The sequence below is a fragment of the Rhodoferax sp. TS-BS-61-7 genome (genome assembly GCF_002943465.1).
In the GTDB taxonomy this organism is placed as follows: Bacteria; Pseudomonadota; Gammaproteobacteria; order Burkholderiales; family Burkholderiaceae_C; genus Allorhodoferax.
Genome location: NZ_PTQY01000003.1, coordinates 292,453 through 316,855, shown reverse-complemented (window position 1 = coordinate 316,855; position 24,403 = coordinate 292,453). Strand labels below are relative to the sequence as shown.

The following is a 24,403-nucleotide window of genomic DNA, read 5'->3' as shown; positions in this document are numbered from 1 at the left end:
GGGCAGTGGGGGCTGGGTTGCGCTTCATTGTACGGACGCCCCCTGTGGCGTCTCCCGTGTGGTCCATAGGGCTTTCACCAGCAGGCCTTCGCGTTGCATGCGGGTGTGTTCCTGGCTCAGCACGCTGCCCAGCCGCAGGCGCACGCGCACATCGAAGTAACGCGAGCCCACGCTGTGCATGCCGTCGTTCAGGGCCAGTTCGGCAATACCTGATGCCTGCACCACATCAGCCAGGGACCGAAAGTGGTTTTGTGCCCGGCTTTGCACCAGGCGTTGCGCGAGAGCCAGGTCCAGCGCCGGGATGCTGGCGTGCAGCACCAGGGCCGAGGCGGTATTGAGGTTGACCGGGGTGCGCTCGGGCAGAACCACCACATGGGTTTGCAGGCGCGCCACGGTGCCGGCCGAGAGGCCCAGCCAGGCCAACTGCTCGGGGCTGCGTGGCAGCAGCGGGTGCAGCAGGTTGCCCGCGGAGGTGCTGGTAGTGCTTTCTGGCGCGGCCAGTGCGGCCTGCAGCTGCGCTACCAGCACCATCAGTTCGGCAGGGGGAAGTTGCAGGGCTTCAAACAGACGCCCAAAGGCCTGCAGGGTGGGTGCGTGTACGCGGCCGTCCTGCACCAGGTTGAGCACATTCAGGCGGGACTGCAGGTCGGTGATTTGCCCCGAGAGGTAGGCGCCTTGCAGGTTCTCGCCCAGGGCCTCGGTGCTGTTGCCCAGAAAGCTGGAGAGTTGTGCCTCTTGAAGGGTCACGGCCCAGGGTTCTCCCAGGTGGTCTACCGTTGCGTTGCGTGCGTCTTCGCGCAGGATCAGGCGGGCCCAGTCGGCCGCCCCCTGCAGCAGCCAGCGCGACTGGGCGCTGGCGCGTTCGGCCGTCTCGACCTCGATGGCGCGCCACTGCTGCCACAGGGCCGCCGCACTCAGCGTGGCCACCAGCGTGACCAGCAACATGGCAGTGAGGATGGCGGCGCCACGCTGCGCTTTCATGGCATGGCCCCCGCGCTGTGTTTACGGGCCCAGTCCCGCACCAGCGTGCCGGGCAGGGCGTGGGCGGCGGGCAGCGTCAGCACCAGGCGTATGCCTTCGGGCAGGCTGGCGTTGGCCTCACCGCCGGGGCTGCTGCCGGCGCTGGAGAGCGGGTTGCTCCAAGCGCCGGTGCGGTAGTAAAACAGCTGCCACTGCGGCATCGCGGTGATGCGGACTTCGCGCGTGCGGGTGCTGGTGTCGGCCCCTTGCACCCAGGCGTTGGCCGCGGCCCAGGCGGTGAGCCAGGCCTCACGCGTGGACACGGGGGCCGACTGCCAGCGTAGCCACTGGGCTACGCCATCGCGTTCGGCGCGTGTCCAGCACACCACCACAGCACCCTCGTCACCGGGCAGGCGGCGCGTCAGGCGCAGGGCGCGGCCGTCCCATTCCAGCGTGCGGGTCTGGGGCAGGGCGACCAGGGCGTCCAGGTCGGCGCTCCATTGGCCTAGTCCGGCCTCCAGGGTGAGCACGGCATCGGCATGCTGGCGGTTCACCTCCAGCGCGGTTTGCATGCCGGCCAGCACGCGCCAGGCCATGCCCGCCATCAGCGCCATTAGGGCCAGCGCCACCAACAGCTCGACTAAGGTGAAGCCGGCCTGTCGTCCATGGCGTTCGCGTGTGATTCCGTGCATGTCAGAAGCGCCCCACCACGGTGCTGAGTTGCAGCAGCGGCGTGCCATCGCGCGCCAGGCGCGCCTCCACGCGGCGGAAGTTGGGGTTGGGCGTGGTCTGCACCAGCAGGCGCAGCTCCAGCACGCGGCCGGCCTGCTCGCAGGGGCGAGTGCTGTCACTCACGTCGGGCAGTTGCTGGGATAGGCGTACCTGGGCCAGCGCGTTTTCGGCGCACAGCTGGGCCAGCAGCCGGTCGGCCTGGCGCTCGGCGTTGCGCGTGAGGGACGAGGTGGCTTGCAAGCCGGCCAGCAGGGTGACCGCCACGATGGCCAGCGCCACCAGGACCTCCACCAGCGTGAAGCCCGCCATGGGCCGGTGGCGGGTGGTCATGGCGCGGTGTTCTGCACGGAAAAAGGCCGCAGACCATCGGTGGCCACCCACAGGCTGCGCGTGGGCGTGTCCTGCAACCACAGCCGCACCTGCTGGGCGCCAATCAGGGGTTCGGGGCCCAGCACTACGGGGGCGCTGCTGTGGGCCTGGGTTTCGGGGTGCTGCCAGGCGGTGGGCAGTGCGGTTGTGCCAGCTGCCGATCCATCGAACACAAACCCTTGGGGTGTCACGCGCCAGCGCATGGGCACACCGCTGGCGCGGGACTGGGCGCGGCCGGACTCCAGCAGGGCGGCCAGGCGCTGGGCCTCGCGGTCCAGGCGGGTACGCGAGGCATCTTGCAGGCTGAACGCGACACCTGCTGAGGCGATGGCGACGATGGCCACCACGACGAGCAGTTCGAGCAGGGTGAAGCCTGTGGCGCGCCGGGGCATGGGGTGCGCGGCGGTGGCCCTACCAGTTGCCGATGTCGGCGTTTTTGCCTTCGCCGCCAGGTTGGCCGTCGGCGCCCAGGCTCAACACGTCAATCTCGCCTTTGAGGCCGGGGTTCATGTACAGGTAGGGGCGTCCCCAGGGGTCGTTGGGCAGCTTGTCCACATAGGGGCGCCAGTTGGGTGGCACCACCCCTGCCGTGGGCTTTGTCACCAGGGCTTGCAGGCCTTGTTCGCTGCTGGGGTAGCGTTGGTTGTCCAGCTTGTAGAGCTTGAGCGCCTGGCCCAGGTTGGCAATGTCGGTTTTAGCGGCGGTCACGCGGGCGTCGTCGGCACGGTCCAGCACATTGGGCACGATGAGCGCAGCCAACACGCCGATGATGACCAGCACCACCATCAGCTCGATGAGGGTGAAGCCCCGCGTGGGGATGCGTGAAGGTGACAAATGGCGCATGGCTGGTGGTGGTGAAAGAGTGGATGCGGGGCACACAGGGTGCGAGGGCTTGGCTTCCATGATAATGCGCCGCATGGCACTGTCTGTAACCCTTGGTACATCGCTGTGGCCAGCCCGCTTGGCGGCGCTGTTGCTGTCGGCCGCTGCGGCGGCCAGTGCGGCGTATTGGGCGCTCAAGCTCAGCGGCCCGGCCCCCGGCCCGGCTGTAGCGGCGGTGCAAGCACCCGAGGCGACGCTGGACACCGGTTTGGTCGCGCGTGCGCTGGGCGGCGCTGCCAGCGATGCTGGCGTGGCGTCCGCAGCAGGGGCACCTGTGCCGGTGGCCGAGTCGGCACGCTTTGTCCTGATGGGTGTGGTGGACCAGCAGGCCGGCGGTGCTGCGCTGATTGGGGTGGATGGCAAGGCGGCCAAACCGGTGGCGGTGGGCGCTCCCGTGGCCGACGGCTGGATGCTGCGCGCGGTGCAGGGCCGCAGCGCCACGCTGGAACGCAGCGGTGCCCAGCTGCTATTGGAGCTGCCGCCGCGCGTTAAGGGTTAAATCAGGCTCTAGCCCGCATGGAATATGCGCGAGCAGCTATCATTTTTGTAAAAACATCCGGTATACCGGGTTGTCGGTTTCTTCCACATAGGGGTAACCCAGCGTCTCCAGAAACTGCGCGAAGGCCCGGTCGTCTGCCTTGGGCACTTGCAGGCCCACCAAAATGCGGCCGTAGTCGGCGCCCTGGTTGCGGTAGTGGAACAGGCTGATGTTCCAGCCCGGGCGCATCAGGCTCAAAAACTTCATCAGGGCCCCAGGTCGCTCGGGGAACACAAAGCGCAGCAGGCGTTCGTCCTGCGCCAGGCTGGAGATGCCGCCCACCATGTGGCGGATGTGTTCTTTGGCCAGCTCGTCGTGCGTGAGGTCCAGGGTTTTAAAGCCGTGTTTCTCGAAGTTTTTGGCCACCTTGGCCGACTCGCCTTTGCCCTGCGTGCTCAGGCCCACAAATACATGCGCTTTGGCGGCGTCGCTGATGCGGTAGTTGAACTCGGTCACATTGCGCGTGCCCCCGGGCAACTCGCCAATCAACTCGCAAAAGCGCTTGAAGCTGCCTCGTTCTTCGGGGATCGTGACTGCAAACAGCGCCTCACGCTCCTCGCCCACCTCGGCCCGCTCGGCCACAAAGCGCAGCCGGTCGAAGTTCATATTCGCACCGCACAAGATGGCGGCGTAGGTTTCGCCCTTGGTCTTGTGGGTGGCCACGTATTGCTTGATGGCCGCCACCGCCAAGGCGCCCGCGGGCTCCACGATAGAGCGGGTGTCGATAAAGATGTCCTTGATGGCCGCGCAGACCGCGTCAGTGTCCACGGTCACGTAGTCGTCCACCAGGTTGCTTGCGATGCGAAAGGTTTCTTCGCCCACCAGCTTCACAGCGGTGCCGTCGGAGAACAGGCCTACATCCGGCAAGGTCACGCGTTGCTTGGCGCCCACCGACTGGATCATGGCGTTGGAGTCGTTCATCTGCACGCCGATGACTTTCACGCCCGGCGCCACGGCCTTGATGTAGTTGGCCACACCCGAGATCAGGCCGCCACCACCAATCGCCACAAACACCGCGTCAATGCCAGGGCCGGTTTTGCTGCCGGTTTTGTGGCCGGACTTGGCCGCCTTGTCGGCGCCTAGCGTCTGCACTTGGCGCATGATTTCCATGGCCACAGTGCCCTGGCCGGCAATCACGTCCGGGTCGTCAAACGGGTGTACAAAGGTCAGGCCCTCTTTGGCCTGCAAGGTCACGGCGTGGCCGTACGCATCGGAATAGCTCTCGCCAAACAGCACCACCTCGCCACCAAAGCCACGCACGGCGTCCACTTTGAGCTGGGGGGTGGTGGTTGGCATCACGATGACTGCGCGCACGCCCATGCGGCTGGCCGACAGGGCCACGCCCTGCGCATGGTTGCCGGCAGACGCACAAATCACACCTTTCGCAATCTGCTCTGGAGGCATCTGCGCCATCTTGTTGTAGGCGCCGCGCAGCTTGAAGCTGCGCACGGGTTGCTGGTCTTCACGCTTAAACAGCACGGTGTTGTGCAGGCGGCGGCTCAGGGCGCGTGCTGGTTCCAGGGCTGTCTCGCTGGCCACGTCGTACACGCGGGCGGTCAGAATCTTCTTGAGGTAGTCCGCCGGGGTGAGGTGGGGGGTTGGGGGCGGTTTGGGAGAACTCACGGGGCTACACTCCGGTATGGATATGCGAAAACGCAATTAACCAGCTCCGCGCGGGGCTGTTTAATTGCATTGTAGCGAACTATTTTTGGCCCCGCGCGGGGCAATTTATTGAAGGATGAACACCATGGAATGCACAGTGAGCTGGACCGGCGGCTTGAATACCCGCTCTGGCATGGGTTTTGTGGCTGAGACGGGCAGCGGCCACACCTTGATGATGGATGGCGCGCCGGATGCGGCCAAGCCCGAAAACGGCGGCCAAAACCTGGCACCCCGCCCGCTGGAAACCGTGCTGGCCGGCACCGGTGGCTGCACCGCCTATGACGTGGTGCTGATTTTGAAGCGTGGCCGCCACGATGTGCAGGGCTGCACCGTCAAGCTCACGGCCGAACGCGCTGAGGTGGATCCCAAAGTGTTCACCAAAATCCACATGCAGTTCACCGTGACTGGCAAAGGCATTCCCGCCAGCGCCGTGGAGCGCGCCATTGCCATGAGCCACGAAAAATACTGCTCTGCCAGCATCATGCTGGGCAAAACCGCCGAAATTACGACCGGGTTTGACTTGGTCGAGGCGTAAAAAGCCCTAGATCCGCTCCGCCACGGTGGTCATCACTTTGGCGGCGGCGCGCATCATGTCTTTGACAGGTTGCGGCAAATCTGCGGCACCGGCTTCTTCTGCTTCATGCGCGTGGCGCAACTCGTCATCGTGCATTTGCGCCACGATGGCGCGAGAGGCATGGTCACCTTCGGGCAGCAACTCCAGGTGACTTTGCAGGTGGGCGCCCACCTGTTTCTCGGTTTCCACCACAAAGCCCAGGCTGATAGCGTCACCCATACGGCCCGCCAGCAGCCCCAGGCCAAAAGCGCCCGCGTACCACAGGGGGTTCAACAAAGAGGGGCGAGAGCCCAGTTCCTTGAGCCGCTGCGCGGTCCAGGCCAGATGGTCGGTTTCTTCTGTGCAGGCTTGGGTGAAGTGCTCGCGCAACGCCTTGTTGGGCGTTGCCAGGGCCTGCGCTGTATAGAGTGCCTGTGCGCAGACTTCACCCACGTGGTTCACGCGCATCAGTCCCGCTGCTTTGCGTTTCTCGGTGTCCGTCAGCTGGGTTGCATACTCAGCTACGGTGGGACAGGGGGTAGCAGCATGTGGCTGTGCAAACAGGGTGCGCAGGGCCGTATCTGCAGCGGTGAAGAGTGCGTCCATTGGGTGCTTTCCAGTATGGGAAGAGTCTACCGGGGATGACGTTAAGGTGAGCTGGATGACAGTCAAACAATTTGTTGCAACCCAACAACGGTAACTCGTAGGAACCCTAATATTTCAGGCTTTTCCTTTGCCAAACGCCCCCCCGTCTGGTGCAATACATCCAACTTCCTGAATAGGAGGTTGGCCCGGAGTTCCGAACAATCGGTCCGGAGCTCTATGTTTAACCTTGGAGTATTTCTACATGAAAAAGACCCTCATCGCCCTGGCCGTTCTGGCTGCTTCCGGCGCTTCTTTCGCTCAAGTGACTATCACTGGTAACTACACAGCTGGCTACCGCGCTTCCTCCGCACCCGCTGGTGACACCTCCGGTTTGGGTAACGACACTTCCTTGGTGACTTTTGAAGCCAAAGAAGACTTGGGTGGTGGTATGGCTGCTGGCGCCAAGATGGCTATCGACGGCTTGACCCGCGGTGGTGTTTCTGGTGGCGATTCCGGCATGTACATTTCCGGTGGCTTCGGTAAGATTGCACTGGACACTGGCCGTGGTTCTGACTACCTGTCTGGCGGCACCTCCGGTGTTGGCGGCGTTGGCTTGGATGACAAAGTGTTTTCTCGTCTGGACGCTTCCGACTCTATCTCCTACTCTTCTCCTTCTTTTGGTGGTTTGACTTTTGGTTTGAGCCACGACGAAGGCGCTATTAATCGCGCTTCTGAACTGACTTCCCCCGTTGGTCTGGGTGTTGGCGCCACTGGTACTCCCGTTGGTGACACGTACCAACGTGGTGCAGGTGTGACCGTTGGTTACGCTGCTGGCCCATTGGCTGTGAATGGTAACTACAAGGTTTGGGATCAGTCCGGAACAGTTGCAAATAACAGCAAAAACCGCATCAGCATCCGTGGTTCTTATGATTTCGGTGTTGCTAAGTTGGGTGCCGGTTTTCGTAACCAGCAATTCGTGACTGGCACACGTCAAGATACATTCTTGGCTGTTGGCGTTCCATTGGGTGCCTTGACTCTGGGTGCTGACTGGGGTAGCCGCGTTCAGAACGATCGTGCTACTGCTACTGATAACGGTACACGCACTGGCTACGGTTTGAAGGCTGAATACGCTTTGTCCAAGCGCACTTCCCTGATCGCTTCTTACGCTAAGTGGGATGCTACAGTTGGCCCAGTTTCGGCTAACACAGAAACCAACCTGTTGGTTTCCCACTCGTTCTAATTTCTCGCTGGCGTAAGCCAGCTTGAGATTTGAAAGTTAAAACCTGCTGCAGAAATGCGGCAGGTTTTTTTACGTCTTAAATCTCAAAAAGTTCACAATGTGGAAAAAATATTGATGTTGGTGCTAATACAACAAAATTTGTTTTTTGAGGTTGGCACCTACGTTTTGTCCCTTCAATTACATGACGTGAATGTGAATTTTTGTTTCAATACAAGCTACTTCTGAATTAAGAAGTAGGAGCTGCGGCTGTTGTTCTTTGTGGCAATGGCTGCTCACCATCTAACTCAAACTGAAGAGACACCACATGAAAAAATCTTTGATCGCATTGGCAGTTTTGGCTGCTTCTGGCGCTTCTTTCGCGCAAGTCACCATCACTGGTAACTTCACTACCGGCTACAAACAAACATCTATCGCTGCTGCGACCACTACAGCTCAAGGCGTCACGCAAAATTTGGCCGGTGGTACTGGTGGTAATGCTGCTGGTGACTCGTCTGGCTTGGGTATTGATACATCTCTGATCACTTTCTCCGCAAAAGAGGATTTGGGCGGTGGCATGAGCGTAGCGGCGGAAATGAGCATCGATGGATTGAGTCGTGGCGGTGTGGCCGGCGGTGACTCTTCCTTAAAGCTCACTACATCTGTTGGTCGTGTCACGTTGCAAACTTACAAGCCCGTTGACTATTTGTCGGGTGGTATCTCTGGTGTTGGTGGTGCTGGTATGGACAACAAAGTGTTTCCTGCTCGCAGTCTGAAGGACGCCATTGGTTTTGATACCAAGATCGGCCCTGTATTTGTGGGCATTGCGCACATGGAGCAAGCTTCCACTTCTGGGGCCAGCGGTACCACTGGCGTTGGTGCTGGTTTGGGTGTTGGTGCCAGTGGTTCGGCTACCACTGTCGGTCAGCGTTTGAACAGCTTTTCTGTGACCTATGTTGGCGGACCCCTGATCGCTAACTTGAACTACTTGGTGTACGACAACCGCTCTGACGGCAATTTGGGTAACGTGTCTTACAAAGACGTGATTCGTACTGCAGCTTCGTATGACTTTGGGTCATTCAAGCTTGGTGGCGGCTTTTCTCAACTGACAACTGTGTCTGGTGCAACTTTGGCTGACGGCTTGGTGGCTGTTTCGGTCCCTGTGGGCAAATTGACACTGGGCGCAAACTTTGCATCTGAAACCGCAAATGGATTCACTGCTGGTGTGTACTCTGGCTCACCATTGATTGTCTTGGGTGCAGGTGCTGTCGACCAATCTCGCACCGGTTATGGTTTGTCAGCAAGTTATGCTTTAAGCAAGCGCACCAGCTTGATCGCAAATTATGCAAACTGGCAAGCTTTCAACGGTGCAAGCCAGCGAAACAACGAAACCAATTTGCTGGTTTCCCACTCATTCTAATTCCCGTACTGGCATAAGCCAGTTGTCGGTTTAGATAAAAACCCCGCAGTAGCGATACAGCGGGGTTTTCGTTTACTGAACTGTCGTGAATATGCAGGAGGCAGGTTGACTTGGTGATTCAGGCGTATCGCTTGTTCCGTAAATTGTGCTTCATCTCGCGCAGCAAGGGTTGCAGCTTGTTGCTGCCGATGCGCAGGGCGACGCAGGTGGCGAGGATGTCGATGATCATCAGGTGCAGCAGGCGTGAGACCATGGGGCTGTAGCGGTCGAAGCCTTCGGGGTGGTCGGCGCTCAGGTGGATGTGGCCGGCACTGGCCAGCGGCGAGCCGCTTGCGGTGATGACGATGGTGGTTGCGCCATTTTTACGGGCAATGTCGCAGGCGTCCATGAGGTCACGGGTGCGGCCGGAATTGCTGATGACGACCACACAGTCGCCAGGGCCCAGGATGGAGGCACTCATTACCTGCATATGGCCGTCGCTGTAGGCGGTGGTGTTGATACCCAGACGGAAGAACTTGTGCTGCGCGTCTTGCGCCACGATGCCGGAATTACCGACACCAAAGAACTGGATTTGCCGGCCCGCACCGTAGGCGTCTACCAGTGCCAACACGGCTTTTTCAATCGCCATCGTGGATGCATCGTTGCGATATTTGAGGAAGGCGGCCACCGTGTTGTCGATGACTTTGACCATGACATCGCCCGTCTTGTCGTCCGTGTCCACACTGCGGTGGATGAAAGGCACACCTTCGTTCACAGTGCCTGCCAGCTTCAGTTTGAAATCCGAGAGGCCGTCGTAACCCACGCTGCGGCAAAACCGCACCACGGTAGGTTTGCTCACATGGGCGCGGTCGGCCAATTCACTGACAGGCAGTTTGGCAAACGCGCGCGGGTCTGCCAGGCAGAGCTTGCCCACCCGTTGCTCGGCGGGGGCCAGCGATGGCAATGAGGCTTTGATTCGGTCCAACATAGTCACAGTTCCTCAGGCAGCAGCCTGTGGCGGAAGGCCACAGCACTGCTACACAACACAGTTCAACAACTCAGGACTCTTCGCTCCAGCAAAAGCCGTCGCGTGCAATCATGGCGCTCGATGCACTTGGGCCCCATGTGCCAGCTGCATACAGGCGTGGGCCTTGTGTATCGGCAGCCCAGTGTTCCAGCATGGGTTCAACCCAGCGCCAAGCTTCTTCCTGCTCATCGCTGCGCACAAACAGGTTTAGGCGGCCGTCAATCACGTCCAGCAACAGGCGCTCGTAGGCGCCCACACGTTCGGAACCGAAGCGCTTGTCAAAGTCCAGGTCCAGCTGCACCGGCGCCAGCGTTTGCGAGGCAGTGCTGCGCGACTGGCGGTTGTCCTGGCCCTGGGCCAGCAAATGCAGCTCCAGGCCGTCCTTGGGTTGCAGGTTGATGATGAGGCGGTTGGCCGCACCTTCGTTGGAGTCGTAGATGGCGTGGGGCGTGGGGCGGAAGTTGATGACGATGCGTGCATCGCGACCCGCCAGGCGTTTGCCGGTGCGGATATAGAAGGGCACGCCAGCCCAGCGCCAGTTGGCGATCTCGGTGCGCAGGGCGACAAAGGTTTCGGTATTGCTCTTGGGGTCAACCCCGGTTTCTTCGCGATAGCCGGGTACTTTGTTGCCGCCGCTGGTGCCTGCGGAATACTGGCCGCGCACCACGTCCTGTTTCAGCGTTTCCGCCGTCCAGGGCTTGAGGGAACGCAATACCTTGAGTTTTTCGTCGCGGATGGCATCGGCGTGTGAATTGATCGGAGGTTCCATTGCAATCGCGCACAGCAGTTGCAGCGCGTGGTTTTGCACCATGTCGCGCAGGGCGCCCGTGGTCTCGTAGAACGCGCCGCGGCTTTCCACGCCCAGGTCTTCTGCGATGGTGATCTGGATGTTGGCGATGTGCTCACGGCGCCACAGCGGCTCAAACAGAGCGTTGCCAAAACGCATGGCAAACAGGTTTTGTACCGAGGGCTTGCCCAGGTAGTGGTCGATGCGGAAGATCTGCTTTTCTTCAAAGAAGCGGCGCACGGTCTGGTTGATCGCGCGGTTGGAGGCCAGGTCATGGCCCAGTGGTTTTTCTAGCACCACGCGGGTTTTGGGCGTGTTCAGACCCGCGGCGGCCAGCTGCTCACACACATTGGTGAACAGACTGGGTGCGGTGGCCACGTAGATCACCACGCTGTCGGCATTGCGGGCGTTCAGGGTTTCGGCCAAGGCCGCGTAGTCATCCGGCTTGGACAGGTCCATGCGCTGGAATTCGAGGATGGCGGCAAAGCGGGCAAACTCTTCGGCACTGGGGCGCTTGGCCAGCTCCACTTTTTCGAAGCGGGACTGGATCAGGGCGCGGTATTGCTCGTGGCTGAGGTTGTCACGGCCGACGCCGATAATGCGCCCACCCTCTGGCAGCGAGCCATGGCGAAACGCCTGAAACAACGCGGGCATCAACTTGCGCCAGGCCAAATCGCCGGTGCCGCCAAACATGACTAGATCAAAGCTCATAAGACAGGTGGTACGTTTAAGAGTTACATGAAAGATGACGTTGTAATGTAACTTTGTTTCATTGATAATTCAAGGGAACAAACCACAAGAAATTGCTGGTTTTCCCCTAGTCTTCAACCTTGGCCTTTGGCCCGCGCCCTCCATGAACCAACTCGACGCACTCAAACAATTCACCACCGTGGTGGCCGACACCGGCGACTTCAAGCAGCTCGACGCCTTCAAGCCGCAAGACGCGACCACCAACCCGTCGCTAATCCTGAAGGCCGTGCAGAAGGCCGACTACGCGCCGCTGGTGAAAGACACGGTGAACCAGTTCCGTGGCCGCCCCATGGACGAGATCGTGGACCGCTTGCTGGTGCGCTTTGGCTGCGAAATCCTCTCCATCATTCCCGGCCGCGTGTCCACCGAAGTGGACGCCCGTCTGAGCTTTGACACCAACGCCACCGTGGCGCGTGGTGAACGCCTGATCGAGCTGTACCAGGCGCAAGGCATCCACTCCGACCGCGTGCTGATCAAGGTCGCCTCCACCTGGGAAGGCATCAAGGCCGCCGAGCAGTTGGAGCGCAAGGGCATCCGCACCAACCTGACCTTGTTGTTCGCGTTCTGCCAAGCCGTGGCTTGCGGCCAGGCCAAGGTGCAGCTGATTTCCCCGTTCGTGGGCCGCATTTACGACTGGTACAAAAAGAGCGCCGGCGCCGCCTGGGTGGAAGCCGATAACGCGTTGGCCAACGACCCCGGCGTGAAGTCCGTGGCGCAGATCTACAACTACTACAAGAAGTTCGGCATCAAAACCGAGGTGATGGGCGCCAGCTTCCGCAACGTAGGCCAGATTACGGCCCTGGCCGGCTGCGACCTGCTGACCATCAGCCCCGACCTGCTGGCCATCCTGGCCGCCACCGACGCACCATTGACCCAGGCCCTGAACGCCGACACGGCCAAGGACTTGGCGCTGGAACCCATCAGCTACGACGAAGCAAGCTTCCGCCTGGCGCTGAACAACGACGCCATGGCCACCGAGAAACTGGCCGAAGGCATCCGCGCGTTCTGCGTGGACGCGGTGAAGCTGGAACAGCTGTTGCTGGCGGCTTGATACTTTGCGGGACAGACCTTCAGCTCTGTCCTCAACTGATTAAAGACTATGACACGTACCCGTTGTGACCGAACGCCCGCCTGGGGCGCCCTGCAAGCCGCTTATGACGCCACCGGCAAGGCGCTGGATGTGCGCGAGGCCTTCAAGGCGGACGCCCAGCGCTTTGGCCGCTTCAGCCAGGAGGCGCCCTATGTGTTTGCCGATCTGTCGAAGAACCGCATCGACGCGGCGACTGAAGCCTTGTTGTTCGACTTGGCGCGCCAAAGCGGCGTGTTGGAACACCGCGACGCCATGTTCGCCGGCCAGAAGATCAACAACACCGAGCAGCGCGAGGTGTGGCACGTTTTGTTGCGTAATCCGCCCGGAGCCCCCGTCAACTATGCGGGAGCAGCTACCGAATTTGTAGCGGGCGAGCAGGCCAAGGTGCACAGTACGCTGGACGCCATGCTGGCCTACGCCGAGAAGGTGCGCGCCGACAAGGCCATCACCGACGTGGTGAACATCGGCATCGGCGGCTCCGACCTGGGCCCGCAGATGGCGGTGCTGGCGCTGGACGCGTTTGCCACCACCGGCAAGCGCCTGCACTTTGTGAGCAATGTGGACGGCCATGAACTGGCCGCCAAGTTGCCGCACCTGAAGGTGGAGAGCACGGTCTTCCTGATTGCCAGCAAGACCTTCACCACCATCGAAACCATGACCAACGCCGCCTCGGCCAAGGCCTGGTTCGAAGCACAAGGTGGTACCGACATTGCGCGCCACTTCGCCGCGCTGACCACCAATGTGCCGGCGGCCAATGCCTTTGGCATCACTACCACCTTCGGCTTCTGGGACTGGGTGGGCGGCCGTTACTCCATGTGGTCGGCCATCGGTCTGCCCTTGGCGATTGCCATTGGCGCTGCGGGCTTCCGCGAATTTTTGGCCGGTGCCCATGCGATGGACGAGCACTTTCGCACCGCGCCGCTGGAAAGCAACCTGCCGGTGCGCCTGGGCTTGCTGGACGTCTGGTACCGCAACTTCCACGGCTTCACCAGTCGCAGCATTGCGCCGTACCACAGCGCGCTGCGCCGCGTGCCGGCCTACCTGCAGCAGCTGGAGATGGAAAGTAACGGCAAGCGTGTGGACGCATCGGGTGAAGCGCTGCCGTTTGGTACCTCCCCCGTGCTGTGGGGCGAGCCCGGCACCAACGGCCAGCATGCTTACTTTCAGATGCTGCACCAGGGGACCGATGTGGTGCCCATGGAGTTCATCGCCGTCAAGAAGGCGCGCCATGATCTGAAGGGTCACCAGCCGCTGTTGCTGGCCAATGTGCTGGCGCAAGCCCAGGCCCTGTTGCAGGGCAAGAGCGATGCGGGTGGCCACAAGCATTTCACGGGCAACCGCCCCAGCACTTTCCTGTTGCTGGACGACCTGACCCCGGCCGCGCTGGGCGCCCTGATTGCGCTGCAGGAGCACCGCGTGTTTGTCAGCGGCAGCCTGTGGGGCATCAACAGTTTTGACCAGTGGGGTGTGGAGCTGGGCAAGGTGCTGGCCAAGGAGATTGAGCCGCGTCTGGCTTCCGGTGATGTCACTGGGTTGGATGGTTCCACCGCCGGTTTGCTGGCGCGCCTGCGGAGCTGACCTTTTGCCTGTGCGTTGTCTGGCACTCGCACAGCACGCAGGCGCACGGCGGCGGGCTCATACTGCCGAACCGCAGAAAACGCAGTTTCGGCGAAGCCAAATCGCCCGCCACCGCGCCCCTGCATGCTGCGGGGCGTTGGGTGGCCTAGGCTCCATGCATCCATGAGTATTTCTCTCTCGCTTGCGCAAGCCCGCAACCTGCACCTCGCAGTGCAGGGCCTGCTGCAGCCGCCCACGCGCGTAGCCAAACGCGCTGATGTTGCGGCCTGCATCCAGCGCATGGCGCTGCTGCAGATCGACACCATCCATGTGGTCTCGCGCAGTCCCTACCTCGTATTGCATTCGCGTCTGGGTGACTACCCGCGTGAATGGCTGGAAGACACGCTGGCTACCGCCAAGGTGTTTGAAACCTGGGCGCACGAGGCCTGCTTTGCGCATGTGGACGACTTGCATGTTCACCGCGCCTACAACCGGCACGCCCGCCAGCATTGGGGTGTGGCTAATGCACGCAAACTGGCCTCAGCGCAGCGCCCGCACCTGGACAAGCTGCTTGAGCACATCCGCACCAACGGCCCCGTGAAGTCATCCGACTTTGAGCGACCCGAGGGCAAGGGTGGCGCCTGGTGGGGCTGGAAGGACGAGAAACGTTGGCTGGAGGCATTGTTCGGGCTGGGTGAGCTGATGATTGCGCGGCGCGAGAACTTCCACCGCGTCTACGACCTCAGCGAGCGCGTGGCGCCGCAGCTGCAGCAGCAGGCTCCCCAGCACAGCGAGGCCACACTGCACACCCACCTCATCGAAAAAGCCATCGCCGCACTGGGTATCACCCAGGCGCGTTGGGTGAACGACTACTTCCGCACCAAACCGCGTTTCAAAGATGTGGACCTGGACGCGCTGGTGGACGCCGGCACCGTGCAGCGCGTGGCGGTGGAGGGCTGGGACGCTCCCGGCTATGTGCACACCAGCCACGCCGCGCTGCTAAAAAAGGCCAGCGCTGGCAAGCTACAGGCCACGCACACCGCGCTGCTCTCGCCGTTTGACCCCGTGGTGTGGGACCGCGAGCGCGCCTCCACCTTGTTTGACTTTGACTACCGGCTGGAGTGCTACACGCCCGAAGAGAAGCGCGTGTACGGCTACTTTGTGCTGCCCATCCTCTGCCGCGGTGAGCTGATTGGCCGGCTGGACGCAAAAGCGCACCGGGCCGAGGGCGTGTTCGAGGTGCGCGCACTGTATGCCCAGCCCGGTCTGGTGTGGACCAACGATCACCTGACCGATGTGGCCCAGGCCATCCAGCGCAGTGCTGACTGGCACGGCACACCGCAGGTGCGCATCACGCGCACCCAACCGGCCAAGCTGGCAGCGCCGCTGCGGCGCGCCCTGAAGAATCTGAAACTTGAAAGACCTGACGCATGAATGTGGTGTTTGACTTTGGCGCGGTGTTATTCACCTGGCGCCCTGTGGACCTGGTGACCGAATGTTTTCCCGACCACGCGCCCACACCGGCGCTGGCCGGCCATCTGGCACACGAGGTGTTTGGCCATGCCGACTGGCAGGGGTTTGACCGCGGCACGGTCTCCATGCCCGAGGTGATTGACCGTACCGTGGCCCGCCTCGGGCTGGACCGGGCGGCGCTGACCAAGCTGGTGGAAGGCATTGGCGAACGCCTGGTGCCCATGCCCGAGTCAATCGCGCTGCTGAACCGGCTGGACGCGTTGCGCACCCAGCAGCAGGCCAACGGTGGCGAGCCGCTGCATCTCTACTTCCTGTCGAACATGCCTGTGCCCTACGCGCGCACGCTGGAGCGCCTGCACTCCTTCCTCAAGGCGTTTGACGGCGGCATTTTTTCGGGCGATGTGCTGCTCATCAAACCCGAAGCGGCTATCTACCAGCTGCTGCAAAACTGCTACGCGCTGGAGCCCGCCAAGACCATCTTTATCGACGACTTGCTGGGCAACATCGAGGCCGCACAGGCACAGGGCTGGCACGGCATTCACTTCAAGAGTGCACCGCAAGTCACACAGGCGCTGCAAGCCGCAGGTTTAAGCAAAATAGGCCTCTAGCCCACGTCGATACTGCGCAATTAGCTATTAAAAACATAGTAAACCAGACGTAAAAAAGCCCCGCAAGGCAAAACCTTGCGGGGCTTTTTATTTGGCGTAGGGTCGAGCGCAACAACGCTACAACGACGCAGCATGAGGGTGCAGGGCAAGGCGCAAACGCGCTGACAGTACCTCTGGTACGGCAAGCGTTTGCAACGCCGCCATGCGCCCTCAGGCAAGGAGCAATTACATGCCCATGCCGCCCATGCCGCCCATTCCACCCATATCAGGCATACCGCCACCGGCAGCGTCATCCTTCGGGGCTTCAGCAACCATGCACTCGGTCGTCAGCATCAGGGATGCCACGGATGCCGCGTTTTGCAATGCAGTACGTGTCACCTTGGTGGGGTCCAGGATACCCATTTCGATCATGTCGCCGTAGGTTTCGTTCGCAGCGTTGTAGCCGTAGTTGCCTTTACCGGCCAACACAGCAGCCACCACCACGGAAGCTTCGCCGCCGCCGTTGAACACGATCTCGCGCAGAGGCGCTTCGATGGCCTTCAACACCAGCTTGATACCGGCTTCCTGGTCCGCGTTGTCACCCTTGATGGCGCCAGCAGCTTGCTTGGCGCGCAGCAGAGCCACACCACCACCAGCCACAATGCCTTCTTCCACAGCAGCGCGGGTAGCGTGCAGAGCATCTTCCACGCGGGCTTTCTTTTCCTTCATTTCGACTTCGGTGGCAGCGCCCACCTTGATCACGGCAACACCGCCAGCCAGCTTGGCCACGCGCTCTTGCAGCTTTTCACGGTCGTAGTCGGAAGTCGCTTCTTCGATTTGCACGCGGACTTGTTTCACGCGGGCTTCGATGTCAGCAGCAGCGCCAGCACCGTCGATGATGATGGTGTTTTCCTTGCCCACTTCGACGCGCTTGGCGGAACCGAGGTCGGCCAAAGTCACTTTTTCCAGGGTCAGGCCCACTTCTTCAGCGATCACCTTGCCGCCGGTCAGGATGGCGATGTCTTCCAACATGGCCTTGCGGCGATCGCCGAAGCCAGGAGCCTTCACAGCCACAACCTTCAGGATGCCACGAATGGTGTTCACCACCAGAGTTGCCAGGGCTTCGCCTTCGACATCTTCAGCAATGATCAGCAGGGGACGGCCAGCCTTGGCGACTTGTTCCAGGGTAGGCAGCAGGTCACGGATGTTGCTGATCTTCTTGTCAAACAACAGCACGAAGGGGTTGTCCAGCAAGGCAGCTTGCTTTTCGGGGTTGTTGATGAAGTAGGGGGACAGGTAGCCGCGGTCGAATTGCATGCCTTCAACGACATCCAGTTCGTTTTGCAGGGACTTGCCGTCTTCCACGGTGATCACGCCTTCTTTGCCCACTTTGTCCATCGCGTTGGCGATGATTTCGCCGATGCTGGAATCAGAGTTGGCGGAGATAGAACCCACTTGGGCGATTTCCTTGGAAGTGGTGGTGGCCTTGGAAGCCTTCTTCAGCTCTTCGATCAGGGCAGTCACTGCCTTGTCGATACCGCGCTTCAGGTCCATGGGGTTCATGCCAGCGGCAACGTACTTCATGCCTTCGCGCACGATGGCTTGTGCCAGCACGGTAGCGGTAGTTGTACCGTCACCAGCGTTGTCAGAAGTCTTGGAAGCAACTTCCTTGACCATCTGCGCGCCCATGTTTTGCAGCTTGTCTTTGAGTTCGATTTCCTTGGCCACGGACACACCGTCCTTGGTCACGGTGGGGGCGCCGAACGAGCGCTCCAGAACCACGTTACGGCCTTTAGGGCCCAGGGTTACCTTGACCGCGTTGGCCAAAATGTTCACGCCTTCAACCATGCGTGCGCGGGCTTCGCCGCCGAAAATTACGTCTTTTGCTGCCATGTTATGACTCCAAATTTAAGTGAAATATGCCGCTAGCCCGCATAGATATTGCGCAACCAGCTATTTATTTGATAGTGACTTGTTTTTGGTTCTGGCCGGGGCTTTGCCCCTTAACTTTGCTTCGCAAAGTGAGCCGTCACCGAAAGTAAATCGCTATGCGATTTACTTTTCAACAACCGCGAACAGGTCGTCTTCTTTCATCACCAGCAGCTCGTCGCCGTCGATCTTCACGGTCTGGCCGGAGTACTTGCCGAACAACACACGGTCGCCAACCTTGACGGTCAAAGCCTTGGTTTCGCCCTTGTCGTTGGTCTTGCCGGGGCCTACAGCCAGCACTTCGCCTTGGTCAGGCTTCTCTGCAGCGTTGTCGGGGATGTAGATGCCGGAGGCAGTCTTGGTTTCGCTTTCGACGCGTTTGACGATCACGCGGTCTGCCAAAGGACGCAGTTTCATGAGGAATCTCCTAGGTTTTGAAACGAGAAAGGGAACAGGTGCCCACCCGGGGGCGAACACACATGAACTTGTAGGATGGGTGCTGTTAGCACTCCACACCAACGAGTGCTAATGATAAGGCCTTTTGTGGACGTTTCAAGGGCACGGACTTTGATCCGACCTTCCCTCTAGGGCCAGAAGTGCCGCCATGCCGTTCTTGCAGGCATAAAAAAAGCGCCCCCAGGAGGGCGCTTTCAGGGGCGCGGGCGATCAGATGTTGTGCGCAGCAATGGCCGCGCGTTCCACGCGGTCGGCCAGGGCGTACAAGTCTTGGGCAAAACCAGGGTCGGACGCTGCGGCATCGTCGGCCATGGCACGCAGTTGGCTGGCTTCGTCCAACTCCACGGGCGCCGTGGCTTGGCTCTGGAAAGCGGCTGCCCACAGGGCCACACTCAGGGCGCGTGCAGACACCAGCAGGTCGCGCAGTGCCTGGCCCACGCTGGGCTGTTGGGCGGGGGCGAAATGGGGGGTACGGATTGCAGTGCTGGCCATGGTGAAACCTCCAAAATGAACGATGTTGCACTGCAGTATAGGGTAAACCCTATATGCCTTCAAGTCTGCTGTTGCACTGGCCGCACACGGTGTGCGGGTATCCCGCAAGATGAAACTTTGGTCCTTGGGGCAGAATCGCCCGGCGCGGGGTCCAAGGCCCGTGCCCTCATTTTTCTGGAGAAATTGCCATGTTGTTGAAGAAGCTGTTGGTGTGGAGTCTGGTGTCTTTGGCGGCGGTGAACGTGGCCCATGCCCAAAACGCTGCCTACCCGACCAAACCCATCCGCCTGATCATTCCGTTTCCTCCTGGCGGCGGCACCGACATCCTGTCCCGCCTGGTGGCACAAAAGCTGACCGAGGCCAACAAGTGGTCCGTGGTGCCCGACAACCGCGCCGGTGCAGGCGGCACCATCGGCATCACCGAGGCGGTGAAGGCGGCGCCCACGGGTTACGACATCGTGATGGGCCAAAAGGACAACTTGGTGGTGGGCCCCTGGCTGTATGGCAACTTGCCCTGGGACCCGACCAAGGACCTGGTGGCCGTGGCCCATGTGGCTTACACCCCGGTGGTGATTGCCACCAGCGCCAATTCCAAGTTCAAGACCTTGGCCGATGTGGTGGCCGCGGCACGTGCCAACCCCGACACCATCACCTACGGTTCGCCCGGCAACGGCACCACCATCCACCTGGCCGGCCACTTGTTTGAGAAAGCCGCCAATATCAATATCCGCCACATCCCCTATAAGGGCTCCAACCCCGCGCTGATGGACGCACTGGCGGGTAATGTGGACTTGCTGGTGTCCTCCGTGCCTTCGGCCATGGCCCAGATCAAGGCCGGCAAGCTGCGCCCCCTGGTCGTGACCTCGGCCGCGCGCAGCAGCTCCCTGCCCGATGTGCCCACCGTGGCCGAGTCGGGTTACAAAGACTTTGACGTGAGCACCTGGTACGGCCTGCTTGCGCCTGCTGGCACGCCGGCTGCCGTGGTCACCACGCTGAACACCGAAGTGAACAAGCTGTTGGCCAACCCCGAGGTCAAGGCCGCCATCCTGGCGCAGGGCGCCGAGCCCGTGGCCATGAAAGTGGACCAGTTCTCCACCCTGCTCAAGACTGACTACGCCAAGTGGAAAGGCATCGTGCAGGCCTCGGGCGCCAAAGTCGAGTAGCGTTTGACGCGCGATTTTTCTACAATCGCGCTTTAGCAAAAAAATCCGGGCAAACCTGCCGAAAGGCAGGGACGCAAAGCCTCCGGTCCCCGTCCGCGCTTTGCACGGAAGGGATAGCGGGGTTGCCAGCAGTGTTCCATTGCTGTGGCAATGCGTGTGCGCCTGGATCTGTACCAGGGAGCCGCACATGAAACAAACCAAACCCTTTGGGCGGGCGTATTTGCCCGCCGCCAGTACCGCTGCATCTGCTGCCGTGGACGCTGAGGACGAGCCCAGCACCATTCTCGAAACCCATGCCGCCGGTGTGGAGCTGTTCAGCCTGGGGGCCGGCCATTTGCCACAGACCCCGCAGGTTCCTGCCGCGCCCTGGCGCAAGGCCGCACGGGATGCTTCCGCGCTCTTGGTGCTGGTGGTGGTGGCCTTGGTGATTTATGTGGGCATGCGCGACAGCTTGATGCTGGCCAATTTGCTGCAGCAAGTGTCAACAGAAGACACTGTGATGGTGTGCAAAGATGGCAAGGTGCAGTACGCCGATAACAGCATTGCCGACCGCCTGTTGGACCGCGGGCACTTTGTGTGCACGGAGTGGAAGGTCCAGCCCACCTTCATGCGGCTGCCGCGCTAGCTGCCTAAATGTCCACCGCCGGGCGCATCGCCGTGGTTTTGACAAAGCGCCAGCGTCCCACCACCATGGACAGCAACATGGCGGCAACCCCAGACGCCGCCACGTAGACCAGGGGGCGGGCCCACTGCCCATCAAACGCGCCAAACAGGCTCGCCTTGACCGCCCGCACTACCCAGGTCATGGGTAGCCAGGGGCTGATCTGGGTGAACAGGCCCCCGCTCAGCTCCACCGGCATCACCCCGCCCGATGAAGAAAGCTGCACCGCCAGCAGCACCATGGCCATGGCCTTGCCCGCATCGCCAAAGGCCTTGGTCAGCAGCAGCACCATGGCTAGAAAACTCAGGCCCGACACCACCAGCGTCAGCATAAAAGCCGGGCCGTTGGCCACGCGCATGGTCAGCACCCCTTGTGCCGCCAACCCCAGCAGCAGCGCCTGCACCACCACCACCGCAGCGGGCAAGCCCATCTTGCCCAGCAGCTGTGCCGGGCGCGAGAAATGCTGGGCCCGCCGGGGCAGCGTGCGCACATGGATGAGGAAGGCCGCAATGCCGGCGCCCAGCCACAGGGCCGCGGGCAGGATGTTGGGAGCAAAACCACTGCCGCTGTTGGACACTGGGGCGCTGAGCTCCATCACCGGTTGCACCGAGCTGGCCATGCCTGCCGCGCTGCCGCCGGGTGTGTCCAGCGCGGCGGGCAACGAATTGGCCAACAGGTCCAGCCCGCCCGAGAGGCCCTGGGAGCCTGCCCGGATTTTTTGCAACCCGTCGGCCAGTGCAAAGTTGCCATTCGCCAGAGCACTGGCGCCGCGGTTCAGTTCATCCAGCTGGGAGTCTTCAGGCAGCTTGCCCACGGCGGTGCGAATGCCACCGTTGAGCGTGCGCATGCCAGTAGTTAGTGCGCCCACACCCACGCTGACCTTGTCGGCCCCATCCGTCAGCTCACGCTGTGCGTGGGCGGCGCTCTTCAGGCCCTCGTCGAGCTGGTTCACACCGTTGACCAGCTGGTTGGCGTTGTCTTTCACGCGGGTCGACACCAGCAGGCTGCCATTGGCTTCTTCCTGAAACCCGGCCACACCCTCGCGGATTTTTTGCGACCCCACCTGCAATTCATCCAAACCACGGGACAACTCGCCGTGCCCGGCCGCCAGGCTCTCGGCACCTGCTTTGAGCCGGTTGAGTTCGGAGTTGGGCGGGCGGCGCGCGTCCATGGTGCGCAGGCCGGTGCCTAGTTGGCGCATGCCGTCGGTCAGTTGCTCCACACCGCCCTGCAGCTTGCCAGCGCCGCCGGAGAGTGTTTTGGCCGCACTGGCGGTTTGTTCGCTGCCGGTTTTGAGCTGTGCCGCACCCAGGCGCAGCTGTTCCACCCCTTGCCGGAGTTGGTCCACACTGTGCTGGGATCCCGCCGCATTGCTCAGCACCAGGGCCCAGCGCCGTTCGTTCAGGCTTTCGTTCACCTCGTGGCCCAATTCGGTGGCGAACTGGCGGGCAATCACCGCGGTTTCGTAGTTGTTGCCCTCGGCGCTGTAGATCACCAACTTGCCACCGCCCGGTTGTGCGCCGGGAATGGCGTTGGAGCTGAAGTCCTTGGGGATGATGAGCGCAAACGCCAGGGTGCCCTGGCGCACCCGGTGCCGGGCTTCCTCGGCATCGTGCAGGTCCACATAGCCAAAGCGGTGGCTGCTGCGCAGTTTGGACACCACCTGCCAGCCCACGTTGAACACGTGGTCGCGGTACTCCACCCCTTCGTCCAGGTTCACCAGCGCTACCGCCAGCGACTGCGTGTTGGAGGCCGGGTCCCACACGCTAGAGAGATAAATCAGCGCGTACAGCGCCGGTAGCAGGGCCACGGCTGCGGTGGCCACCAGCATCTTGGGGTAACGCACAAACGCCCGCAGCTCAGTGCGAACGATGTAGGCGATTTGCTGCGCTGGCGTCATGGGCGATGGGGGTGAGGGGCCGGTGCGGGGTACCACTGGTCCGGCGGCACCTGTTTGGGCGCTTGCGGGTCGGCAATGTACTGTGGCGACATGATTTGTACGCCATAGGTGTTGAACACGTCCTGGATGTTGGCGTGCAGCGCACTTAGCAGCAGCGCGCGCGGGCGTGGCTCCGAAGGCACGGCCTGGCACACCAGGCGGTACACCGGGTACCAGTCGGACAGCGCCGTCTGGAAGACTTGCGGGGCCGGTGTGGTCAGCACCCCTTCGGTCCGTGTGGCGGCTTCTTCCAGCATGGCATGCACCTGGCGCCACGGGGTGTCATAACCAATGGTGACCGTGGTGTCCAGCACATACCCCGCGCCCTGCACGGCACGCGAGTAGTTTTTGGTGGTGCTGCCCAAGATGGTGGTGTTGGAGATGGTGACCTCTTCGCCCAGGCCGGTGCGGATGCGGGTGGCAAACATGCCCACGTCGGTCACCGTGCCCTCCTGGTCGGCAATGCGTACATATTCACCACGGCGAAACACCCGGCCGTAGGTCAGGATCAGCCCACTGGCCGCCTGCCCCACCAGGTTGGAGGCACCCAGTGAAATCATCAGCCCCACCAGCACCGACAGGCCCTTGAACGCCTCGGTCTGCGCACCGGGCAGGTAGGGGTAGGCCATGGCCAGGGCAAACAGCCACACCACGGCGGTGGCAATGCGCCGCGTGGGTACGGCCACATCGGCATCCAGCCAGGCCAGGCTGTGTTCACCCTGCTGGATGCGGTCAAAAAAGCGGCCCAGCATGCCGGTGGCGGCACGGGCCAGGTAGAAGATCACCACTGCGGTAAACAGGCCCGGAACCGCGCCCACTACCGCGCTACCGATCAGGCCCAGCAGGTTCAGCAAATAGCTGTTGAGCGTTTCACCCCAGGCGCGGGTGAACGGAAACCGCGCCAGCACAAAACTCAGCCACTCGTACACCAGCAAGAGCAGCACCAGGCTGTGCACGCCGCCCAGCAGCTTGCGCACCACGGTGGCGGCACGTTCGCGCTGCAGCAGTTCTATACCGCCCCACTGCAGCTTGCGCGAATGCCATTCGGACAGCGTGACTAGGCGCCGCGCCAGTGCCGCGTGGCCGTGCCGCAGCACCCAGGCCAGTGCCAGGGCCAATGCGGTGGCCAGGGCCGACCAGCCCAACGCCCGCACCATGGCCTGCCAGTCGCGGGCCTCGCGGCTCTCGGCAATCACCAGGTCCAGCGCCTGGGCCGCGCGCTGGGCACTGGCCTCCAGGGTTTCCTGCTGCAACACGTCCACGTCGTTCGCGGTAACCACAAAGGTGGTGGCGCCGTTAATCTGTACCAGCACCCCCATGGCATCGGGCTTCTGGCTGACGCGGTGGGGGCCTTGGCCGCCGAGTTGTTCGCGCAGCCGCGCGGCAGCCCGTTGGGTGCGGTCTGCCGCCGACACCCCGGACAGCGCACTGCGGAAGGTGAACACCGGGCGGTTGAAGTAGTGCAGGGTGCTTGCCGCATCAACCGTGGTGGCGGGTACAGGCAGGGATTCAGCAGACCAGCCGGTGCTGGCCATGGACAGGCCCAGGCAGCAGGCAATGAGGAGTCGTTTCATGGTGAAAATCATTGTCGCTCAA

The 24,403-nt window shown here is 61.8% G+C and carries 24 protein-coding genes and 1 riboswitch; of the genes, 10 read left to right on the top strand and 14 right to left on the bottom strand.

Annotated elements, in window-relative coordinates; translation table 11 throughout:
• Positions 1-24 precede the first annotated feature (24 nt).
• The 5 genes from gspK to gspG are packed head-to-tail and all read right to left on the bottom strand — an operon-like array spanning position 25 to position 2,904.
• A complete protein-coding gene (gspK, locus tag C5F53_RS10245; protein WP_105261276.1) occupies positions 25-981 on the bottom strand; it encodes a type II secretion system minor pseudopilin GspK in 957 nt (318 codons plus the stop codon).
• Positions 978-1,652, bottom strand: coding sequence for a prepilin-type N-terminal cleavage/methylation domain-containing protein (locus C5F53_RS10240; protein ID WP_105261275.1), 675 nt, complete (start codon positions 1,650-1,652; stop codon positions 978-980). Before C5F53_RS10240 ends, gspK begins: the two co-directional genes overlap by 4 nt.
• 1 nt (position 1,653) lies before the next feature.
• A complete protein-coding gene (gene gspI / locus C5F53_RS10235) occupies positions 1,654-2,022 on the bottom strand; it encodes a type II secretion system minor pseudopilin GspI (protein WP_105261274.1) in 369 nt (122 codons plus the stop codon).
• Complete coding sequence (locus C5F53_RS10230) at positions 2,019-2,453, bottom strand: prepilin-type N-terminal cleavage/methylation domain-containing protein (RefSeq protein WP_105261273.1); 435 nt, start codon at positions 2,451-2,453, stop codon at positions 2,019-2,021. Before C5F53_RS10230 ends, gspI begins: the two co-directional genes overlap by 4 nt.
• 19 nt (positions 2,454-2,472) lie before the next feature.
• Positions 2,473-2,904, bottom strand: coding sequence for a type II secretion system major pseudopilin GspG (gene gspG, locus C5F53_RS10225; RefSeq protein ID WP_105261272.1), 432 nt, complete (start codon positions 2,902-2,904; stop codon positions 2,473-2,475).
• A gap of 73 nt (positions 2,905-2,977) precedes the next feature.
• Here gspG and C5F53_RS10220 point away from each other — a divergent pair, with 73 nt between their 5' ends.
• Complete coding sequence (locus tag C5F53_RS10220; RefSeq protein WP_146097335.1) at positions 2,978-3,442, top strand: general secretion pathway protein C; 465 nt, start codon at positions 2,978-2,980, stop codon at positions 3,440-3,442.
• A 39-nt stretch (positions 3,443-3,481) separates the two neighbouring features.
• Here the strand turns inward: C5F53_RS10220 and ilvA are convergent, their stop codons facing one another.
• Entirely contained in the window at positions 3,482-5,104 is a 1,623-nt protein-coding gene (gene ilvA / locus C5F53_RS10215) for a threonine ammonia-lyase, biosynthetic (RefSeq protein ID WP_105261270.1), read from the bottom strand.
• Positions 5,105-5,228: 124 nt separating this feature from the next.
• Here ilvA and C5F53_RS10210 point away from each other — a divergent pair, with 124 nt between their 5' ends.
• Positions 5,229-5,678 carry an OsmC family protein gene (locus C5F53_RS10210; RefSeq protein WP_105261515.1) on the top strand — a complete coding sequence of 150 codons (450 nt, stop codon included), beginning with the start codon at positions 5,229-5,231 and terminating at the stop codon, positions 5,676-5,678.
• Between the two features lie 6 nt (positions 5,679-5,684).
• Here the strand turns inward: C5F53_RS10210 and coq7 are convergent, their stop codons facing one another.
• A complete protein-coding gene (gene coq7, locus C5F53_RS10205; RefSeq protein WP_105261269.1) occupies positions 5,685-6,302 on the bottom strand; it encodes a 2-polyprenyl-3-methyl-6-methoxy-1,4-benzoquinone monooxygenase in 618 nt (205 codons plus the stop codon).
• Between the two features lie 241 nt (positions 6,303-6,543).
• Between coq7 and C5F53_RS10200 the strand changes: the two genes are divergently transcribed.
• A complete protein-coding gene (locus C5F53_RS10200) occupies positions 6,544-7,521 on the top strand; it encodes a porin (RefSeq protein ID WP_105261268.1) in 978 nt (325 codons plus the stop codon).
• A gap of 304 nt (positions 7,522-7,825) precedes the next feature.
• The gene (locus tag C5F53_RS10195; RefSeq protein ID WP_105261267.1) at positions 7,826-8,917 is read left to right on the top strand and encodes a porin; all 1,092 of its coding nucleotides are present in this window, start codon (positions 7,826-7,828) and stop codon (positions 8,915-8,917) included.
• Positions 8,918-9,035: 118 nt separating this feature from the next.
• Here the strand turns inward: C5F53_RS10195 and C5F53_RS10190 are convergent, their stop codons facing one another.
• Together C5F53_RS10190 and zwf are read right to left on the bottom strand one after the other, a co-directional pair.
• A complete protein-coding gene (locus C5F53_RS10190) occupies positions 9,036-9,884 on the bottom strand; it encodes a MurR/RpiR family transcriptional regulator (RefSeq protein ID WP_105261266.1) in 849 nt (282 codons plus the stop codon).
• 70 nt (positions 9,885-9,954) lie between these two features.
• A complete protein-coding gene (zwf, locus tag C5F53_RS10185) occupies positions 9,955-11,421 on the bottom strand; it encodes a glucose-6-phosphate dehydrogenase (protein ID WP_105261265.1) in 1,467 nt (488 codons plus the stop codon).
• 142 nt (positions 11,422-11,563) lie between these two features.
• Here zwf and tal point away from each other — a divergent pair, with 142 nt between their 5' ends.
• The 4 genes from tal to C5F53_RS10165 all read left to right on the top strand — a co-directional run bounded on the left by tal (position 11,564) and on the right by C5F53_RS10165 (position 16,188).
• The gene (tal, locus tag C5F53_RS10180; protein WP_105261264.1) at positions 11,564-12,511 is read left to right on the top strand and encodes a transaldolase; all 948 of its coding nucleotides are present in this window, start codon (positions 11,564-11,566) and stop codon (positions 12,509-12,511) included.
• 48 nt (positions 12,512-12,559) lie between these two features.
• The gene (gene pgi / locus C5F53_RS10175) at positions 12,560-14,128 is read left to right on the top strand and encodes a glucose-6-phosphate isomerase (protein ID WP_105261263.1); all 1,569 of its coding nucleotides are present in this window, start codon (positions 12,560-12,562) and stop codon (positions 14,126-14,128) included.
• 162 nt (positions 14,129-14,290) lie between these two features.
• On the top strand, positions 14,291-15,541 hold the full coding sequence (locus C5F53_RS10170; protein ID WP_105261262.1) for a winged helix-turn-helix domain-containing protein: 1,251 nt from the start codon (positions 14,291-14,293) through the stop codon (positions 15,539-15,541).
• Positions 15,538-16,188, top strand: coding sequence for an HAD family phosphatase (locus C5F53_RS10165; RefSeq protein ID WP_105261261.1), 651 nt, complete (start codon positions 15,538-15,540; stop codon positions 16,186-16,188). The genes C5F53_RS10170 and C5F53_RS10165 overlap by 4 nt, the downstream gene beginning before the upstream one ends.
• A gap of 225 nt (positions 16,189-16,413) precedes the next feature.
• Here the strand turns inward: C5F53_RS10165 and groL are convergent, their stop codons facing one another.
• The 3 genes from groL to C5F53_RS10150 form a co-directional block, all read right to left on the bottom strand.
• Positions 16,414-18,060, bottom strand: a complete 1,647-nt coding sequence (gene groL / locus C5F53_RS10160) for a chaperonin GroEL (protein ID WP_105261260.1) — start codon at positions 18,058-18,060, stop codon at positions 16,414-16,416.
• A 162-nt stretch (positions 18,061-18,222) separates the two neighbouring features.
• On the bottom strand, positions 18,223-18,513 hold the full coding sequence (gene groES, locus C5F53_RS10155) for a co-chaperone GroES (RefSeq protein ID WP_105261259.1): 291 nt from the start codon (positions 18,511-18,513) through the stop codon (positions 18,223-18,225).
• Positions 18,514-18,762: 249 nt separating this feature from the next.
• Complete coding sequence (locus C5F53_RS10150) at positions 18,763-19,044, bottom strand: hypothetical protein (protein WP_105261258.1); 282 nt, start codon at positions 19,042-19,044, stop codon at positions 18,763-18,765.
• Between the two features lie 188 nt (positions 19,045-19,232).
• On the opposite strand from C5F53_RS10150, the gene C5F53_RS10145 reads away from it, so the two are divergent.
• Both C5F53_RS10145 and C5F53_RS10140 read left to right on the top strand, forming a co-directional pair.
• Positions 19,233-20,207: a tripartite tricarboxylate transporter substrate binding protein gene (locus C5F53_RS10145; protein WP_105261257.1), complete on the top strand. Its 975-nt coding sequence runs from the start codon at positions 19,233-19,235 to the stop codon at positions 20,205-20,207.
• Positions 20,208-20,245: 38 nt separating this feature from the next.
• A riboswitch (cyclic di-GMP riboswitch) is annotated at positions 20,246-20,337 on the top strand.
• Positions 20,338-20,394: 57 nt separating this feature from the next.
• Complete coding sequence (locus tag C5F53_RS10140; protein WP_105261256.1) at positions 20,395-20,832, top strand: hypothetical protein; 438 nt, start codon at positions 20,395-20,397, stop codon at positions 20,830-20,832.
• 4 nt (positions 20,833-20,836) lie between these two features.
• On the opposite strand, the gene C5F53_RS10135 is transcribed toward C5F53_RS10140, so the two are convergent.
• Both C5F53_RS10135 and C5F53_RS10130 read right to left on the bottom strand, forming a co-directional pair.
• Positions 20,837-22,768, bottom strand: coding sequence for a YhgE/Pip domain-containing protein (locus C5F53_RS10135; protein WP_105261255.1), 1,932 nt, complete (start codon positions 22,766-22,768; stop codon positions 20,837-20,839).
• Positions 22,765-24,381 (bottom strand): mechanosensitive ion channel family protein, encoded by a 1,617-nt coding sequence (locus C5F53_RS10130; RefSeq protein WP_105261514.1) that lies wholly within the window; start codon positions 24,379-24,381, stop codon positions 22,765-22,767. Before C5F53_RS10130 ends, C5F53_RS10135 begins: the two co-directional genes overlap by 4 nt.
• Between the last annotated feature and the right edge of the window lie 22 nt (positions 24,382-24,403).

What these genes read in the sequence shown, in the direction of transcription:
- gspK (WP_105261276.1), bottom strand. Translation starts at nt 981, where the DNA reads ATGAAAGCGCAGCGTGGCGCCGCCATCCTCACTGCCATGTTGCTGGTC.
- C5F53_RS10240 (WP_105261275.1), bottom strand. Translation starts at nt 1,652, where the DNA reads ATGCACGGAATCACACGCGAACGCCATGGACGACAGGCCGGCTTCACC.
- gspI (WP_105261274.1), bottom strand. Translation starts at nt 2,022, where the DNA reads ATGACCACCCGCCACCGGCCCATGGCGGGCTTCACGCTGGTGGAGGTC.
- C5F53_RS10230 (WP_105261273.1), bottom strand. Translation starts at nt 2,453, where the DNA reads ATGCCCCGGCGCGCCACAGGCTTCACCCTGCTCGAACTGCTCGTCGTG.
- gspG (WP_105261272.1), bottom strand. Translation starts at nt 2,904, where the DNA reads ATGCGCCATTTGTCACCTTCACGCATCCCCACGCGGGGCTTCACCCTC.
- C5F53_RS10220 (WP_146097335.1), top strand. Translation starts at nt 2,978, where the DNA reads ATGGCACTGTCTGTAACCCTTGGTACATCGCTGTGGCCAGCCCGCTTG.
- C5F53_RS10210 (WP_105261515.1), top strand. Translation starts at nt 5,229, where the DNA reads ATGGAATGCACAGTGAGCTGGACCGGCGGCTTGAATACCCGCTCTGGC.
- coq7 (WP_105261269.1), bottom strand. Translation starts at nt 6,302, where the DNA reads ATGGACGCACTCTTCACCGCTGCAGATACGGCCCTGCGCACCCTGTTT.
- C5F53_RS10200 (WP_105261268.1), top strand. Translation starts at nt 6,544, where the DNA reads ATGAAAAAGACCCTCATCGCCCTGGCCGTTCTGGCTGCTTCCGGCGCT.
- C5F53_RS10195 (WP_105261267.1), top strand. Translation starts at nt 7,826, where the DNA reads ATGAAAAAATCTTTGATCGCATTGGCAGTTTTGGCTGCTTCTGGCGCT.
- C5F53_RS10190 (WP_105261266.1), bottom strand. Translation starts at nt 9,884, where the DNA reads ATGTTGGACCGAATCAAAGCCTCATTGCCATCGCTGGCCCCCGCCGAG.
- zwf (WP_105261265.1), bottom strand. Translation starts at nt 11,421, where the DNA reads ATGAGCTTTGATCTAGTCATGTTTGGCGGCACCGGCGATTTGGCCTGG.
- tal (WP_105261264.1), top strand. Translation starts at nt 11,564, where the DNA reads ATGAACCAACTCGACGCACTCAAACAATTCACCACCGTGGTGGCCGAC.
- pgi (WP_105261263.1), top strand. Translation starts at nt 12,560, where the DNA reads ATGACACGTACCCGTTGTGACCGAACGCCCGCCTGGGGCGCCCTGCAA.
- C5F53_RS10170 (WP_105261262.1), top strand. Translation starts at nt 14,291, where the DNA reads ATGAGTATTTCTCTCTCGCTTGCGCAAGCCCGCAACCTGCACCTCGCA.
- C5F53_RS10165 (WP_105261261.1), top strand. Translation starts at nt 15,538, where the DNA reads ATGAATGTGGTGTTTGACTTTGGCGCGGTGTTATTCACCTGGCGCCCT.
- groL (WP_105261260.1), bottom strand. Translation starts at nt 18,060, where the DNA reads ATGGCAGCAAAAGACGTAATTTTCGGCGGCGAAGCCCGCGCACGCATG.
- groES (WP_105261259.1), bottom strand. Translation starts at nt 18,513, where the DNA reads ATGAAACTGCGTCCTTTGGCAGACCGCGTGATCGTCAAACGCGTCGAA.
- C5F53_RS10150 (WP_105261258.1), bottom strand. Translation starts at nt 19,044, where the DNA reads ATGGCCAGCACTGCAATCCGTACCCCCCATTTCGCCCCCGCCCAACAG.
- C5F53_RS10145 (WP_105261257.1), top strand. Translation starts at nt 19,233, where the DNA reads ATGTTGTTGAAGAAGCTGTTGGTGTGGAGTCTGGTGTCTTTGGCGGCG.
- C5F53_RS10140 (WP_105261256.1), top strand. Translation starts at nt 20,395, where the DNA reads ATGAAACAAACCAAACCCTTTGGGCGGGCGTATTTGCCCGCCGCCAGT.
- C5F53_RS10135 (WP_105261255.1), bottom strand. Translation starts at nt 22,768, where the DNA reads ATGACGCCAGCGCAGCAAATCGCCTACATCGTTCGCACTGAGCTGCGG.
- C5F53_RS10130 (WP_105261514.1), bottom strand. Translation starts at nt 24,381, where the DNA reads ATGAAACGACTCCTCATTGCCTGCTGCCTGGGCCTGTCCATGGCCAGC.